General features: G+C 61.8%; 15 protein-coding genes. 5 read left to right on the top strand and 10 right to left on the bottom strand.

The features are described from left to right. Positions 1-72 precede the first annotated feature (72 nt). From PSH79_RS06660 to PSH79_RS06620, 9 genes are all read right to left on the bottom strand, one after another. On the bottom strand, positions 73-1,230 hold the full coding sequence (locus tag PSH79_RS06660; protein ID WP_305441828.1) for a phosphatidylserine/phosphatidylglycerophosphate/cardiolipin synthase family protein: 1,158 nt from the start codon (positions 1,228-1,230) through the stop codon (positions 73-75). 1 nt (position 1,231) lies between these two features. After that, entirely contained in the window at positions 1,232-1,822 is a 591-nt protein-coding gene (locus tag PSH79_RS06655; protein WP_305441827.1) for a YceI family protein, read from the bottom strand. A gap of 130 nt (positions 1,823-1,952) precedes the next feature. Next, positions 1,953-2,723, bottom strand: a complete 771-nt coding sequence (locus PSH79_RS06650; RefSeq protein WP_305441826.1) for an IclR family transcriptional regulator — start codon at positions 2,721-2,723, stop codon at positions 1,953-1,955. A 59-nt stretch (positions 2,724-2,782) separates the two neighbouring features. Then, the gene (locus PSH79_RS06645) at positions 2,783-4,240 is read right to left on the bottom strand and encodes an amidase (protein ID WP_305441825.1); all 1,458 of its coding nucleotides are present in this window, start codon (positions 4,238-4,240) and stop codon (positions 2,783-2,785) included. Further along, the gene (locus tag PSH79_RS06640; RefSeq protein WP_305441824.1) at positions 4,237-5,547 is read right to left on the bottom strand and encodes a citrate-proton symporter; all 1,311 of its coding nucleotides are present in this window, start codon (positions 5,545-5,547) and stop codon (positions 4,237-4,239) included. The genes PSH79_RS06645 and PSH79_RS06640 overlap by 4 nt, the downstream gene beginning before the upstream one ends. A gap of 78 nt (positions 5,548-5,625) precedes the next feature. Then, entirely contained in the window at positions 5,626-6,801 is a 1,176-nt protein-coding gene (locus PSH79_RS06635; RefSeq protein ID WP_305441823.1) for a M20 aminoacylase family protein, read from the bottom strand. A 307-nt stretch (positions 6,802-7,108) separates the two neighbouring features. Continuing rightward, positions 7,109-7,405 carry an amidase gene (locus PSH79_RS06630; protein ID WP_305441821.1) on the bottom strand — a complete coding sequence of 99 codons (297 nt, stop codon included), beginning with the start codon at positions 7,403-7,405 and terminating at the stop codon, positions 7,109-7,111. After that, positions 7,402-8,475, bottom strand: a complete 1,074-nt coding sequence (locus tag PSH79_RS06625; protein ID WP_305441820.1) for a serine hydrolase — start codon at positions 8,473-8,475, stop codon at positions 7,402-7,404. Before PSH79_RS06625 ends, PSH79_RS06630 begins: the two co-directional genes overlap by 4 nt. Positions 8,476-8,642: 167 nt before the next feature. Further along, positions 8,643-9,521 carry an acyl-CoA dehydrogenase family protein gene (locus PSH79_RS06620; RefSeq protein WP_305441818.1) on the bottom strand — a complete coding sequence of 293 codons (879 nt, stop codon included), beginning with the start codon at positions 9,519-9,521 and terminating at the stop codon, positions 8,643-8,645. Between the two features lie 153 nt (positions 9,522-9,674). Between PSH79_RS06620 and olsB the strand changes: the two genes are divergently transcribed. After that, complete coding sequence (gene olsB, locus PSH79_RS06615) at positions 9,675-10,430, top strand: L-ornithine N(alpha)-acyltransferase (RefSeq protein ID WP_305441816.1); 756 nt, start codon at positions 9,675-9,677, stop codon at positions 10,428-10,430. After that, positions 10,430-11,224 carry a 1-acyl-sn-glycerol-3-phosphate acyltransferase gene (locus PSH79_RS06610; RefSeq protein WP_305441815.1) on the top strand — a complete coding sequence of 265 codons (795 nt, stop codon included), beginning with the start codon at positions 10,430-10,432 and terminating at the stop codon, positions 11,222-11,224. Before olsB ends, PSH79_RS06610 begins: the two co-directional genes overlap by 1 nt. A gap of 117 nt (positions 11,225-11,341) precedes the next feature. Here PSH79_RS06610 and PSH79_RS06605 read toward each other — a convergent pair whose 3' ends face one another. Beyond that, positions 11,342-11,911, bottom strand: a complete 570-nt coding sequence (locus tag PSH79_RS06605) for an ACP phosphodiesterase (protein WP_305441813.1) — start codon at positions 11,909-11,911, stop codon at positions 11,342-11,344. Between the two features lie 170 nt (positions 11,912-12,081). Here PSH79_RS06605 and PSH79_RS06600 point away from each other — a divergent pair, with 170 nt between their 5' ends. From PSH79_RS06600 to PSH79_RS06590, 3 genes are read left to right on the top strand one after another with little or no spacing between them, the layout of a single operon-like run. After that, on the top strand, positions 12,082-12,402 hold the full coding sequence (locus PSH79_RS06600) for a helix-turn-helix transcriptional regulator (RefSeq protein ID WP_103307017.1): 321 nt from the start codon (positions 12,082-12,084) through the stop codon (positions 12,400-12,402). A gap of 5 nt (positions 12,403-12,407) precedes the next feature. Continuing rightward, positions 12,408-13,574 (top strand): MFS transporter, encoded by a 1,167-nt coding sequence (locus PSH79_RS06595; RefSeq protein ID WP_305441811.1) that lies wholly within the window; start codon positions 12,408-12,410, stop codon positions 13,572-13,574. A 30-nt stretch (positions 13,575-13,604) separates the two neighbouring features. Further along, positions 13,605-14,654 (top strand): alkene reductase, encoded by a 1,050-nt coding sequence (locus PSH79_RS06590; protein WP_305441810.1) that lies wholly within the window; start codon positions 13,605-13,607, stop codon positions 14,652-14,654. Positions 14,655-15,038: the final 384 nt, after the last annotated feature.

The following is a 15,038-nucleotide window of genomic DNA, read 5'->3' as shown; positions in this document are numbered from 1 at the left end:
ATAAAACAATGCTGACTGACATACCGACTTCGCGAGCAGGCTCGCTCCCACAGTGGTTTTTGGGCATGGCTGCTAGCCGCGTCTGTCGAGAATGTTGACCACCAACCGATCCACCCAGCCCCAAACCCTCTGCTTCACCCGCCGCCACAATGGCCGCTTCCGCCACTCCTCCAGACTTACCCGCTGACTCAAGCCGAAGTCTTTCTCGAAACTTGCCACTACTGCTGCCGTCAACGACGGGTCCAGCGCCTCAAGGTTCGCCTCCAGATTGAAACGCAGATTCCAGTGATCGAAGTTGCACGAACCAATGCTCACCCAGTCATCCACCAGCACCATTTTCAGGTGCAGGAAACATGGCTGATATTCGAAGATCTGTACCCCGGCCTTGAGCAGGCGCGGGTAGTAGCGGTGCCCGGCATAGCGCACAGACGGGTGATCGGTGCGCGGCCCGGTCAACAGCAGCCGCACGTCGACACCGCGAGCGGCGGCTTTGCGCAGGGAGCGGCGGATATTCCAGGTGGGCAGGAAGTACGGCGTGGCCATCCAGATGCGTTTCTGCCCACTGTTCAAGGCACGAAACAGCGATTGCAGAATGTCGCGGTGCTGGCGCGCGTCGGCGTAGGCCACGCGGCCCATACCCTCGCCCGTGTCCGGCACCTTGGGCAAGCGTGGCAGGCCGACATGCGCGGAGGGTTTCCACGCTCGGCGATGGCGGTTGGCAATCCATTGGCGGTCGAACAGCACCTGCCAGTCGAGTACCAGCGGGCCGGTGATTTCCACCATCACTTCGTGCCATTCGCTGGTGTCTTTATCGGGCGTCCAGAACTCATCGGTGACACCGGTGCCGCCGACCACGGCCAGGCGCTGATCGACCAGCAGCAATTTGCGGTGATCACGATAGAAGTTGCCGAGCCAGCGCCGCCAGTGCAGGCGATTGTAGAAACGCAATTCAACCCCGGCGTGAGTCAGACGCTGGCGCAGGTTGAGGGTGAACGCGAGGCTGCCGTAATCATCAAACAGGCAACGCACACGCACGCCACGCTCGGCGGCTTGCACCAGTGCTTGCACCACGGCTTCAGCACAGGCACCCGCCTCGACCAGATACAACTCCAGTTCGACTTGCTCTTCGGCACGGGCAATCTCCACGAGCATGCGCGGGAAAAATTGCGGGCCGTCGATCAACAGTTCGAAGCGATTGCCGTCACGCCAAGGGAAGATCGCGCCGCGCATGTCAGCGCGCCGTGAAGATCAGCACCGCACCCACCGGCACCGAGAAACTGATGGCCGACAGATCAGCCAGTTTGCGCAAGCTCTCAAGCCCCGGCACGAGATCGAAATCCTCGGCGTTGATCACCAGCGGCTCCAGCGTCACCACTTGAAAACGCCGGTCATCGAGACGCGTCGCGAGCAGTTCGGCCGGGTATTCGTGCTGCTTGCCGTGCAGGTTGACGGTCAACGGCAGGCGCAATTCAAGCTGCGCGCCGGGGGCCAGGTCGTTGATCGGGCGCAGGTCGATCTGAGTGGTAATGGTCGCGTCGGGAAACTGCTCGATCTGGAACAGCTCCTTGCGCATACGCTCATCGCGCAGCGGGATGCCACTGTTGATCGAGTCCAGTTCGACTTCGACCTCGGCGCGGCCGTTGGGATCGACCTTGCCGTGCAGCACCAGAAAGCGCTGCACTTCGGAAATATGGGTGTTTTTCGTGCTGACGAACGACAGCCGCGATGACTCGCCGTCCAGATACCAATTGGCTTGCGCCGGCAGCGCGGCGGCGGCCAGCAACAGACTGGCGAGGGCTTTACAGAGGGAGCGGTTGAACATTGAAGACTCGTGGGGTCGATAAACCTGAGCCGAACATTAACCGCCTACGGCGTTATTGCAAATCGAAGATCAAAAGATCGCAGCCTTCGGCAGCTCCTACAGGGGAAAGTTGACGCATTTCCTGTGGAGATCAGGCCAATGCCTGCTGCACATCTCCAATGGTCGCCGCCAGGCTATTGAGGTGCAGGCTCAACACCCGCTCCACCGGCGCCTGATCCATCGGCCAGTGCAGCGCCATGCTGCCGACCAGTCGCCCTTGCGCACGGATCGGCAACGCCACCGCACGAATCAGAAACGGCAAGCGCACCGGGTATTCCCAGTAACCTTCGGTGCGCTGGCCAAAGCCTTGCTGCAACGCCGACTCGGTGGCCTGTAACAGACCTTCATCGTTCAACTGCTCGCGTTCGGCGAGGCGTTCGACCTCATGGCTGTCGAGTTCACCCAGACACGCCCGGCCCATCGCCGAATGAAACAGACTGGCGTTGTGCCCGACGATCTGGCAGTTGTTCGGATAGCGTTTGCGCAGCACCTGCGGGATCGCACTTTCCATGACTTCAACCCGCTCACCGTCGAAGCACGACAGATCCGCCACCAGCCCGGTGCGTTCGCTCAACTCAAGCAACATCGGCGCCGCACTCTCCACCAGATGCCGTTTGAAACGCTGCTGACGATCACCGAACAGGCGCTTGGCGCACAAGCGATATCGCCGGTCGCTGAGGCCGCGGTAGATCCAGCCCTGCTCTTGCAAGGTCGCGAGCATCCGCGACACTGTGGCCTTGGGCAGCGTCGTCAGATAGTGCAACTCCTCAAGCCCCAGTGCCTGATGCTCGCCGAGCAACTCGACGATCGCCAGGGCCCGTTCGACTGAGCGCACGCTGCCGGTGTCTGCCTTGCTGCCCATAGGATCGACCTCCATGGTTACGAATGGATGATCAATTTTTGCAGCAAGATGCGGGCCGCTCAGGCCAGTTGCAGGCATGGCGGCGGGCGCCGTTCAACCCAGCGGGTCAATTGTTCATGGGCGTAGGCCAGTTGCAAAACCGCACGATCCGCCTGGGCCGGGCCAATGATTTGCAGGCCCATCGGCAACCCTGCCGGGTTGAAACCGACCGGCACACTCATGCTCGGCAGTCCCGCCAATGTCGGGCCGATGACCACCTCCATCCAGCGGTGATAGGTGTCCATGGCGCGCCCACCAACGACGCGCGGCCACGGCTGTTGTGCATCAAAAGGGAACACTTGGGCGGTCGGCAGCAGCAGGAAATCGTAACGTTCGAACAGTTTGCTTAGCGCGCAATACCACTCGCTGCGCGCGACTGATGCCTGATAAACATCGGCGGCGCTCAAACGCAATCCACCCTCCACTTCCCACTGCGCTTCGGGTTTGAGCAACGCGCGTTTTTGCGGATCGGCGTAGGCCGCGCCGAGGCTGCCTTGCACCAGAAAATGCCGATGGGTCAGCCAGGTCTGCCACAAGCGCTCCATGGAAAATTCCGGCTGGCAGACTTCGACCTGACAACCCAATACCGCGAAATCCGCCAGTGCTGATTCGCACAGGCTCAGCACGCCGTCGTCCATCGGTAGATAGCCGTTGTAATCGCCGAGCCAGCCGATACGCACGTCGGTGAAATCCTGTTGCAGGCCTTCGGCAAAATCCTTCAACTGATCCTTCAGCGACAACGGCACGCGTGGATCGTAACCTGCCTGAGTCGAGAGCAGCCGCGCGACGTCGGTAACGCTGCGGCCCATCGGCCCTTCGGTGGCCAGTTGCTGGACGAACACTTCCGGCCCCGGCCCGTGGGGCACGCGGCCCTGGGACGGGCGCAAGCCGAACACGTTATTGAACGCCGCCGGGTTGCGCAGCGAGCCCATCATGTCGCTGCCATCGGCCACCGGCAGCAAACGCAAGGCCAGCGCCACCGCCGCCCCGCCGCTGCTGCCACCGGCAATCAGGCTCGGGTCGTAGGCATTGGTGGTGGTGCCGAACACGTTGTTGTACGTCTGCGAACCGAGGCCGAACTCCGGCACGTTGCTCTTGCCGATAATGATCGCGCCGCTGTCACGCACTCGCGCCACGCTGATCGCATCGTGTTGCGGCACTTGCTCGGCGAACAGCGGCGAGCCCATCGTCGTGCGCAGACCGGCGGTGGCCGCCAGATCCTTGATCGCTTGCGGCATGCCGTGCATCCAGCCACGGGACTGGCCGCGACCCAGTTGGCGGTCGCACTCATCGGCCTCGCGCAGCAGATCGTCCTCGGCGCGCAGCGAGACCAGCGCATTGACCGGCGGATTGAAGCGCTCGATATGCGCCAGATACGCCTGCATCACTTCGCGGCACGAGACCTTGCAGGCATGGATCGCCCGGGACAGCGCCTCGGCGTCGAGGGCGACAATCGGGTGGATGGCTAACGGACTCACGGTTTCACTCCCACATTGAGCGCGACGGGTTTCTTCGCACGCGGTGCCTCCTGCAAGCAGTAAGTACCGAGCAAGGTCAGCAGGCAAGCGAACAACACATAGAAGGCAGGCGCCACCGGCGTGTTCAAGACTTTACTCAGCCAAGTGACGATCAGCGGCGCGAAACCACCGAACAGCATCACCGCCACGTTGTAGGCCACCGAGACACCGGTGGAGCGCACTTCGATGGGAAACTGCTCGGCCAGCGCCGTCGGGGCCGGGCCGAAGAAGCCGCCAATGGCACTGCACAACAACAGTTGCATCACCAGCAGACGCTCGATCGACGGCGCAGCCGCCACCCACACGTACAGCGGATAGACCATCACGAAAAACGCCAGGGTGAAGGCCATCAACACGGGCCGCCGCCCCACGCGATCCGACAACGCACCGGACAGAGGAATCACCATGGTCATCAGCGCCACCGCGAACATCTGCACCAGCAACACCTGATCCAGTGGCAGACCGAGATTGGTGTGAGCGAAGGTCGGCATGTTCACCAGCACCACGTAGAACGACACCGTGGCCCCGCACGCCAGGCCCATCGACACCAACAGACTGCGGCGGTGCTCGCGGATTACCTGCCACAAGCCCGGCGCCGCACCTTTGGCCTGCTTGCGCGCTTCAAGGAATTCTTCCGGCTCTTCCATGTGCTTGCGAATCCACAAGCCGACCGGCCCGATCAACAGACCCAGTACGAACGGAATACGCCAGCCCCAGATGTCCAGCGCCTCAGGCGTAAACAGGTGGGTGACCAACGCCACCATCGCCGCGCCAGCAAACACCGCCAGACATTGCCCGACCAGTTGCCACGAACCGTACAACCCCTTGCGATGGGCCGGCGCACTTTCCACCAGAAACGCCGTGGCGCTGGCGTATTCACCGCCGGTGGCGAAGCCCTGGAGCATCCGCGCGACGACGATCAGCAACGGCGCGCCCATGCCGATGGCGGCGTAGTTCGGCGCAAAAGCGATCAGCGCAATGGACACGGTCATCAGCCGGATGATCATCTGCATTGCCGCTTTGCGCCCCTTACGGTCGGCATACATACCAAGCAGGATGCCGCCCACCGGGCGCATGAAGAAGCCGACGCCGAAGGTGGCCAGCGCCATCAACAGCGAGGCGTAGCCGTCTTCGGAGGGGAAAAATTGCCGGGCGATGATGCTCGCCAGAAAGCCGTAAACGATGAAGTCATACCATTCCAACGCATTGCCAATAACGGCGGCGACCACTTGTCGGGTACGCGAAACGCCTGTGCTCGAAGCCTGCATGGGGATTCTCCAGAACTGTTGGGTGACGGCCCGCGCACCAGAGCGCCCGGGGTTCAGCGGCAGCAGAAAGTGAAGAAATCAGGCTGGCTTGAGCCAGCTCTCGGTCAGCGCGCCCCAATACGCCGCGCCGGTCAGCAGGATGTCGTCATTAAAGTCATACGCGGGGTTGTGCACCATCGGCCGCGACACGCCGTTGCCGATAAACAGATAAGCGCCGGGGCAACGCTGGAGCATCCAGGCGAAGTCTTCGCTGCCCATCAATTTCGGTGTGTTGCCATCGACGGCGTTGGCGCCGACCAACTCGACGCCAACCTGCCGGGCGAATTCGGTTTCGGCGGCGTGGTTGACCAGCACCGGGTAGGCCGGGCGGTGTTCGATGTGTGAGGTGCAGCCGAAACTCTCAGCCTGGGTTTCGATGATCGAGCGCACGCGGTCGAGGGTCTGTACCCGCACTTCAGCGTTGAGCGCACGCAGGCTAAGGCGAAGGATTGCCTGTTGCGGAATGACGTTGGCCGCCTCCCCCGCTTGCAGCGCACCGACCGTTACCACGGCGGCCTGTTGCGCATCGATGTTGCGTGAAACAACGGTTTGCAGCGCCATGACGGCGCTCGCCGCCGCGACCAGCGGATCGACCGCCAAGTGCGGCATCGAACCGTGGCCGCCGACACCTTCAATAGTCACGGTGAGCAGATCCTGCGACGCCATCATCGGCCCTTCGCGAAAGCCCAGATGCCCGGCAGGCAGGCCCGGCATGTTGTGCATGCCGAACAGCGCATCGCAGGGGAAGCGTTCGAGCAGGCCATCGGCGAGCATCGCTTCGGCGCCGCCCTGGCCTTCTTCGGCGGGCTGGAAAATCAGCGTGAGGGTGCCGTCGAACTGGCGGGTCGCGGCCAGATACCGCGCGGCGCCGAGGAGCATCGCGGTGTGGCCGTCGTGACCGCAGGCGTGCATGCAGCCCTGATGCTGGCTGCTGTAGGCGACGCCGGTGTTTTCGATGATCGGCAAGGCGTCCATGTCGGCGCGCAGGCCGAGTCTGCGCGAGCTGCTGCCATTGCGCAGCACGCCGACCACGCCGGTCTTGCCGATGCCCGTATGGACTTCATAACCCCAGTCTTCAAGTGATTGGGCGACCAGCGCCGAGGTGCGGCTTTCCTCGAAGCCGAGTTCGGGGTGAGCGTGAATGTCCTGGCGGGTGGCGTGCAGGTCGCTCGCCACATCGTTGAGCCAGGCCTGGATGTGCTGATGTCGGGGCATGACGGTTCTCCTCGCGCGGGTGTTCCCGGTCTTTTTGTTCGGTCAGATTTCACGACACGTAAAAGGCAGGTCGTGCTCACCGCCAGATAACCGCGAGATGCGCGCGAGGACAATCGAATGTGGTTCCGCAGGGTGGAACCTGAGCTTCAAAGGTTCACACCAGGTCTTGTGGTCTACCCATACCCTGTGGGAGCTGGCTTGCCAGCGATAGGGTCGGCACAGGCGAATTTGACGGTGACTGACACACCGCCATCGCTGGCAAGCCAGCTCCCACAGGTGTCTTTATTTGCAGGGAGATCGGGTATTTTCAGGGGTTGAGACGACAGCCTTGGCGCTCGCTCAACCATTGCGCACTGTTGCTGCGGTCCATGCCGCTGACGGTGATGGTTTTGCTGGCAGAGTCATCGGCAAAACGACTGGTCGGCAGCCACTGTTTCACATAGCCCCGGCAATACTCGGCCTCGTTGTTCATCACGTATCGACACGAACAATATTCCTTGGCGGTATAGGCACTGATGATGTCGGGGAAGGCCCACACATTTTCGCGCTCGTACCCGATCCAGCCGAGCAACAGCACAAGCAACACCAGCAACAACCGCTTCATGGCTGCACCGCCTTGAGTACACGCTTGAGCAATTCGTTGTGCCGGTAGCTGCCGTCACGATCATCGGCGTAGCGCACGACGACCAGTTTTTCGCTGGGGATCACGTACAAAGCCTGGCCCCAATGGCCGAGCGCGGCGAAGGTATCGGGCGGTGCGTCGGGCCAGGGCGATGGCGCGCCATCCGCCGGGCGGTTGAGCCACCACTGGCCGCCGGGCACGGCTTCGTCCTGATGGGCCTTGTAACCGGCGAAAGGCTTGAGGTTGAACGCGACCCAGTCCTTGGGCAGCAATTGCCGATCATTCCAGCGTCCGTCGCGAGCCATCAACAGACCGATTCGCGCCAGCTCCCGCGCGGTGAGATAGGCGTAAGACGAAGCGACAAACGTGCCGCTCGCATCCGTCTCCCACACCGCGCTGCGAATGCCCAAAGGCTCGAACAGGGCTGTCCACGGATAGTCGGGATAACGCTGCGGGCCGACGATGGATTTCAACGCGGCCGCCAGCAGATTGCTGTCGCCACTGGAATAACGGAAGGCCTGCCCCGGCGGCGCGTAAGCATCGTGATTGGCGGTGAACGCGGCCATGTCACGATGGCCACGGGTATAGAGCATCGCCACCACCGAGGACTTCAGCGGGGCGTATTCGTAGTCTTCCTGCCAGTCGATCCCCGAGGCCCAGTGCAGCAGATCCGCGAGGGTGATGGCCGGGTGTTTCTCCAGCGCCGGGTAGAACTTCACCGCCGGATCCTGGAGCTTGAACAGGCCCTCGCCGTAAGCTACGCCAAGCACGGTGGCCATCAGGCTTTTGCTGATCGACCAGGTCAGGTGCGGGGTCTCGGCAGTGGTCGGGCCGGCGTAGCGTTCATAGATGACCTGGCCGTCGCGGATGATCAGCAAGGCGTCGGTGCGGATGCCTTGGCGGGTGGTGTCGTCGCGGGGTGGGAAGGCGTAACTTTCCAGTGCTTCGACATTGGTGATTGGCGCGCCGCTCGGCCATTGCTCACCGGGCCATTGTTCGGCCTGAACCGTGAAGCTGATCAGCAGCAGAAGCAGGGACAGGCCTTTGAACATGGTGAGGGCTCTTGGGGAGAACCTGCTGAGGGTAGTCGGGGTTTATGACAGATGTGTGGTGTATTCGCGGGCGCTATCGCGAGCAGGCTCACTCCCACATTTTGATAGAACTCCAACTGAAGGAACTCGATCACCTGTAGGAGTGAGCCTGCTCGCGATGAGGCCAGTCAGTTCAACAACAAAGCCTTGGCCAGCCGCTTGGCTCTGGCCCCCGAAGCCAATTGCATCACCGACTGATCCCGCTGCCACATCGCCGCCCATTCCGGATTGCCGCCAGCCAACGCCTGATCGATCTCCGGTTTCAACGAATCAAACTGCGCAAACAACCCACCCAGCAACACATGCCCGGCCGAATTGTTCGGCGGCTGCCGACTGGCTTCCGCGCACCCGGCCAACAACGCCAGCAAACGCAGTTGCAGCGTCTGCGGCCAGTCGCTGTCCTGCCCGACGCCGAACAACCACGCGGTCATCGCGCTCAACACGTACACATCTTCCAAAGTGCGAAACGGTTTGACGTAGGCGTCCCAACCATCGCCGGCGAGCAACTCGCAATGCGCGCTATCAAGCTGCAGCCGACCATGGCTGATGTCCGGCATCAGCGGCAGTGCCGGCAGTTTTTCCACCGCCACGCCGGGTTCTCCCGGATACACCACCGCCAGACTCAGGCGCGGCGTTTGACCGGGTTCTTCGCTGCGCGCGGCGATCAGCAGCCAGTCCGCCGCATCGCCGGCGGTGACGAAATCCTTGCGACCGCTCAGGCGCAAATCGGTCAGCCGTGTCTGCATGTCGGCCGGGCGCAAGCTGCGCTGCTCTGTCGCACACAACGCTCCAAGGCTCAGCGGCGCGCTCGGCCAGAGCATGCGCAACGCCGCTTGATAACCGACCAGAAACGCCAGCCCCGGCGTCGCCATCCGCCGCCCACCCGCCACCGCCAATTCGAACGGAGTGACGTTGCCCAGATGATGCAACAACGTCGCAAACCCCTCCGCCAAGTCAGCCACGGTGGGCAATCGTTCACGGCTTTCGAGCAGATCTGACCAGGGCATAAGAGGCTCCTTGTGGGCTGTCATATAAGCATCACCAAAGGTTCATGGCGATGACACCGGGGCTACATAGCCTGACTTTGCACAACACGGCTGCATAAAGAAAGTCGATCGGCTGCAACCCACGACGGGTTAAAGGCCCGTACGGAGATTCACATGACTCAGATCGCCCGCATCAGCGACACCGGCAATGAACGCCGCCTGCAAGCCGAACGCCTGATCGGCGCCGAGGCCTTGCAGCAAGCCCAGGCCCTGCGATTCAGCGTATTCAGCGGCGAATTCAACGCCAAACTGAAAGGCGCAGAACTGGGTCTGGACATGGATGATTATGATGTTCACTGCAGCCACATCGGCGTGCGTGACCTGAACACCGGGCGTCTGGTGGCGACCACGCGGTTGCTCGATCACACCGCCGCCAGCACCTTGGGCAAGTTCTACAGCGAAGAAGAATTCAGCCTGCATGGCCTCGCGCATCTTAAAGGACCGATCCTCGAAATCGGCCGTACTTGCGTCGACCCGGCCTACCGCAACGGCGGCACCATCGCGGTGCTCTGGGGCGAACTCGCCGAAGTGTTGAATCAGGGCGGCTACAGCTACCTGATGGGTTGCGCGAGCATTCCGATGCAGGATGGCGGCGTGCAGGCCCACGCGATCATGCAGCGTCTGCGCGAACGTTATCTGTGCACCGAACACCTGCGCGCCGAGCCGAAAAATCCGCTGCCAAGTCTGGATATCCCGTCGAACGTGATCGCCGAAATGCCGCCACTGCTCAAGGCCTATATGCGCCTGGGCGCGAAAATCTGCGGCGAGCCATGCTGGGATGAAGATTTCCAGGTCGCCGACGTGTTCATCCTGCTCAAGCGCGACGAGCTCTGCCCACGCTACGCCAAACACTTCAAGGCGGCTGTGTAATGAGTCGCCTGCGGGTGTACGCGCGGATCGCGCGAGTGCTATTGGTGGTCTCGCTGGGCTTGAGCATGGCCACTGTCTTCGGCGTGTTCGAACGAATTGGTCTGGCGCACTCGATGGAGCGTCGGCAGCGCTGGTCGCGGTTTTTCATGGCGCGCTTGAGCAATGCCCTGCCCTTTCGCGTGACCGTACACGGTGAACTGCCAAAGCAACCGATGCTGTGGGTCAGCAACCACGTTTCCTGGACGGACATTCCACTGCTCGGCATGCTCACGCCGCTGTCGTTTCTGTCCAAGGCCGAAGTGCGCACCTGGCCGGTGGCCGGTTGGCTGGCGGCCAAGGCTGGCAGCCTGTTCATCCGTCGTGGCTCGGGCGACAGCCAGTTGATCCGCAAGCAGATGACCCGTCACCTGCAAACCGATCACTCACTGCTGATGTTCCCGGAAGGCACCACCACCGACGGCCGTTCGCTGCGTACCTTTCACGGTCGCTTGCTGTCGGCGGCGATTGATTCCGAGGTGATGCTGCAACCGGTGGCAATCCGTTATCTGCGTGACGGCGAAATCGATGCGCTGGCGCCGTTCATTGGTGACGATGATTTGCTGTCGCACCTGATGCGCTTGTTCAGCAATGATTGCGGCGATGTCGAGGTGCATCTGCTCAAGCCGATTGCCTGCCAGGGCAGGGAGCGTGCGGCGCTGGCGTTCGAAGCGCAGCAGGCGGTGCAGAAGGTGTTGTTTGGTGAAGTCGCCAAACCGGCGGAACCGCGTCGTACCGGCGAGCTGATCGCCGCCTGAACACACAAATCCCCTGTAGGAGTGGGCCTGCTCGCGATAGCGGTACGTCAGGCAACATTGATGTGACTGACCCACCGCTTTCGCGAGCAGGCTCACTCCTACATTGATCTGCGGTGTCTAGGGGTTCTGGGCAAAATCCTGAAGCTGCGGATAGAACAGCGCGAAGTCTTCACTGAGCGGCTCATACAACCGCCGCAACTCCTGCATCGCGCCGGCCAATTCTTCAGGCCTTGTCAGGCGCCGCGAGATCCCGCGCAACACCTGCTCCAGCACTTCAAACTCCTGATACGACCCCAACCAGTCATTGGCGACCATGTGCGGGACGATCTTCGCCAGTCGCTCGGGCAGTTGCTGCTCGCCAGACAACACGCGATAAACATCAGCGGTGAACTGCTCCAACGGCTGATCGGCGTACAACCTCCAGTCCCGCGCCAGGCAATGATCGAAAAACACATCAAGGACGATCCCGGCGTAACGTCGCCGGGTCTCGGAAAATCGCCCCAGCGCGATGTCCACTAGAGGATGGCGATCGGTAAAAACGTCAATCCGTCGGTGCAGTTGAATCGCCGCCTCGAGCTCCGGAGCAAACTGCCCCTGCAGCCGACCTTTGACGAAATCGCCGTACAGGCTGCCGAGTAATTGCTCGGGGCGCTGGCCACCGAGATGCAAATGTGCGAGATAGTTCATGGGCGCAGCTTAGCACTGCACCTTCGTTTCAATACACTCAACGCATCGTTATAACCCGATATACCGATTTACGCGGTCGTAAGATCAAATTCATATTGGTATATCGCGAAGTACCGATTTAAAGTTCGCCTCATCGCGATATAGCGCTACAGACATCACGAGCCCAAGCCATGAACATCGACCTCGACGAAATAATAAAAGCCCTGGCACACCCAGTACGGCGAGACATCCTCATCTGGCTGAAAGACCCCAAAGCCCAGTTTCCGGAACAGATTCACAACCACGAGTACGGCATCTGCGCCGGGCAGATCGATCAACGCTGCGGCCTGTCGCAGTCGACCGTGTCTGCCCACCTCGCCACCCTGCAACGCGCCGGGCTGATCAGCAGCCAAAAGGCCGGGCAGTGGCACTTCTTCAAACGCAACGAGGACGTGATTCAGGCGTTCCTCGACGCCATCGTCAAAGAGCTCAGCGCTCCCACAAGGAATTGATTCAAATGCCCCTCTCGCTACTCATCCTGGCCTTGAGCGCCTTCGCCATCGGCACCACCGAGTTCGTCATCATGGGCCTGCTGCCCGATGTGGCGGCCGACCTCGGTGTGTCGATCCCCGGCGCCGGCTGGCTGGTGACCGGTTACGCCCTGGGCGTGGCCATCGGTGCGCCGTTCATGGCACTGGCCACCGCCAAACTGCCGCGCAAGGCTGCACTGGTAGCGTTGATGGGCATCTTCATTGTCGGCAACCTGCTCTGCGCCATCGCCAGTGACTACAACGTGCTGATGTTTGCCCGTGTCGTCACCGCGTTGTGCCACGGTGCGTTCTTCGGTATCGGCTCGGTCGTGGCGGCAGGTTTGGTGGCGCCGAACAAACGCGCTTCGGCAGTCGCTTTGATGTTCACCGGCCTGACCCTTGCCAACGTTCTGGGCGTGCCGCTGGGCACCGCGTTGGGTCAGGAAGCCGGCTGGCGTTCGACCTTCTGGGCAGTGACGGTGATTGGCGTGATCGCGCTGATCGGTCTGATCCGCTTCCTGCCGGCCAAGCGTGACGAAGAAAAACTCGACATGCGCGCCGAACTCGCCGCCCTCAAAGGCGCCGGCATCTGGCTGTCGCTGAGCATGACCGCGCTGTTCGCCGCCTCGATGTTCACCCTCTTCACTTACGTCGCCCCGCTGCTCGGCGATGTCACCGGCGTCTCGCCAAAAGGCGTGACCTGGACCCTGCTGTTGATCGGCCTCGGTCTGACTGTCGGCAACATCATCGGCGGCAAGCTGGCGGACAAACGCCTGGGTGCCACCCTGATCGGCGTGTTCGTGTCGATGGCCGTGGTCTCCACCGTGCTGAGCTGGACCAGCGTCGCGCTGATCCCGACGGAAATCACCCTGTTCCTCTGGGCCACCGCTTCGTTCGCTGCCGTACCGGCGCTGCAAATCAACGTGGTGACCTTCGGCAAGGCGGCACCGAACCTGGTGTCGACCCTGAACATCGGCGCGTTCAACGTCGGCAACGCCCTCGGCGCCTGGGTCGGCGGCAGCGTTATCGCCCACGGTTTCGGCCTGACCAGCGTGCCTCTGGCAGCAGCAGTCTTGGCGGTACTCGCCCTGCTGGTGACCCTGATTACTTTCCGTCAGAACGGCAATGCCGATCTGGCCCCCGCTACCCACTGATTAACCACTTCACTGACGAGGGTTGTAGACATGGCAACTATTTTCGATCCGATCAAACTGGGCGACGTTGAGCTGTCCAATCGCATCATCATGGCACCGCTGACCCGCTGCCGCGCCGACGAAGGCCGCGTGCCGAACGCGCTGATGGCCGAGTACTACGTGCAGCGCGCCTCCGCCGGCCTGATCCTCAGCGAAGCGACTTCGGTGACGCCGATGGGCGTCGGCTACCCGGACACCCCGGGCATCTGGTCCAACGATCAAGTGCGCGGGTGGGCCAACGTGACCAAAGCCATTCACGGCGCTGGCGGCAAGATCTTCCTGCAACTGTGGCACGTCGGCCGGGTCTCCCACCCGTCGTACCTGAACGGCGATGCGCCGGTCGCGCCAAGCGCCATCCAGCCTAAGGGCCACGTCAGCCTGGTGCGCCCATTGGCCGACTACCCAACCCCGCGTGCACTGGAAACCGCTGAGATCGCCGACATCGTCGACGCCTACCGCACCGGTGCCGAAAACGCCAAAGCCGCCGGTTTCGACGGCGTGGAAATCCACGGTGCCAACGGCTACCTGCTCGACCAGTTCCTGCAAAGCAGCACCAACCAGCGCACCGACAACTACGGCGGCTCCCTGGAAAACCGTGCCCGCCTGCTGCTGGAAGTGACTGACGCGGCCATCGAAGTCTGGGGCGCCGGGCGTGTCGGTGTGCACCTGGCACCACGCGCCGACTCCCATGACATGGGCGACGACAATCTGGCTGAAACCTTCACTTACGTGGCTCGCGAGCTGGGCAAACGTGGCATCGCCTTCATCTGCTCCCGCGAGAAAGAAGGCACCGACAGCCTCGGCCCGCAACTCAAAGAAGCTTTTGGCGGCCCGTACATCGCCAACGAGCGCTTCACCAAGGACAGCGCCAACGAATGGCTGGCCAGCGGCAAGGCTGACGCCGTGGCGTTCGGTGTGCCGTTCATTGCCAACCCGGATCTGCCGGCTCGCTTGAAAGCGGATGCGCCGTTGAATGATGCGCGTCCAGAGCTGTTCTATGCGAAAGGCCCGGTGGGTTATATCGACTATCCGACGCTGTAAGGCATACCGCAGAAACGCGAAAGCCCCCGACTTGTGAGAGTCGGGGGCTTTTTGTTTTTCGGTTTGAGGAAATGGTTGAGGCTGAAATCGATCCCCCTCACCCCAGCCCTCTCCCCCATGGGGCGCGGGAGAAAGGGCGCTGATCTTCATGCTGTCTGAAGCCTGAGTCCGACGGCAGATTGTCAGGTCGGTGCAGATCCTGAAATCACCTGGGTCAGTCCCTTCTCCCTCCGGGAGAGGGTCAGGGTGAGGGCAAGCGGCCAACACTCGTTCACACACACGACACAAAATCCCTACAAAATGAGCGGCTCGCTACCTATAAACTTCGCGCCGCAAACGTATTTAAAAGAAAGCCAATTGACATACGCTGTGCCAATTACGCAT

Origin of the sequence: Pseudomonas sp. FP2196, assembly GCF_030687715.1 — a bacterium.
Taxonomy (GTDB): domain Bacteria; phylum Pseudomonadota; class Gammaproteobacteria; order Pseudomonadales; family Pseudomonadaceae; genus Aquipseudomonas.
Note: the sequence above shows the minus strand (reverse complement) of the source record. Positions and strands in the feature narration are given on the sequence as shown.

Excerpts from the sequence above, each read along its gene's own strand:
- PSH79_RS06660 (WP_305441828.1), bottom strand. The coding sequence starts at position 1,230 with ATGCGCGGCGCGATCTTCCCTTGGCGTGACGGCAATCGCTTCGAACTG.
- PSH79_RS06655 (WP_305441827.1), bottom strand. The coding sequence starts at position 1,822 with ATGTTCAACCGCTCCCTCTGTAAAGCCCTCGCCAGTCTGTTGCTGGCC.
- PSH79_RS06650 (WP_305441826.1), bottom strand. The coding sequence starts at position 2,723 with ATGGGCAGCAAGGCAGACACCGGCAGCGTGCGCTCAGTCGAACGGGCC.
- PSH79_RS06640 (WP_305441824.1), bottom strand. The coding sequence starts at position 5,547 with ATGCAGGCTTCGAGCACAGGCGTTTCGCGTACCCGACAAGTGGTCGCC.
- PSH79_RS06635 (WP_305441823.1), bottom strand. The coding sequence starts at position 6,801 with ATGCCCCGACATCAGCACATCCAGGCCTGGCTCAACGATGTGGCGAGC.
- PSH79_RS06630 (WP_305441821.1), bottom strand. The coding sequence starts at position 7,405 with ATGAAGCGGTTGTTGCTGGTGTTGCTTGTGCTGTTGCTCGGCTGGATC.
- PSH79_RS06625 (WP_305441820.1), bottom strand. The coding sequence starts at position 8,475 with ATGTTCAAAGGCCTGTCCCTGCTTCTGCTGCTGATCAGCTTCACGGTT.
- PSH79_RS06620 (WP_305441818.1), bottom strand. The coding sequence starts at position 9,521 with ATGCCCTGGTCAGATCTGCTCGAAAGCCGTGAACGATTGCCCACCGTG.
- olsB (WP_305441816.1), top strand. The coding sequence starts at position 9,675 with ATGACTCAGATCGCCCGCATCAGCGACACCGGCAATGAACGCCGCCTG.
- PSH79_RS06610 (WP_305441815.1), top strand. The coding sequence starts at position 10,430 with ATGAGTCGCCTGCGGGTGTACGCGCGGATCGCGCGAGTGCTATTGGTG.
- PSH79_RS06605 (WP_305441813.1), bottom strand. The coding sequence starts at position 11,911 with ATGAACTATCTCGCACATTTGCATCTCGGTGGCCAGCGCCCCGAGCAA.
- PSH79_RS06600 (WP_103307017.1), top strand. The coding sequence starts at position 12,082 with ATGAACATCGACCTCGACGAAATAATAAAAGCCCTGGCACACCCAGTA.
- PSH79_RS06595 (WP_305441811.1), top strand. The coding sequence starts at position 12,408 with ATGCCCCTCTCGCTACTCATCCTGGCCTTGAGCGCCTTCGCCATCGGC.
- PSH79_RS06590 (WP_305441810.1), top strand. The coding sequence starts at position 13,605 with ATGGCAACTATTTTCGATCCGATCAAACTGGGCGACGTTGAGCTGTCC.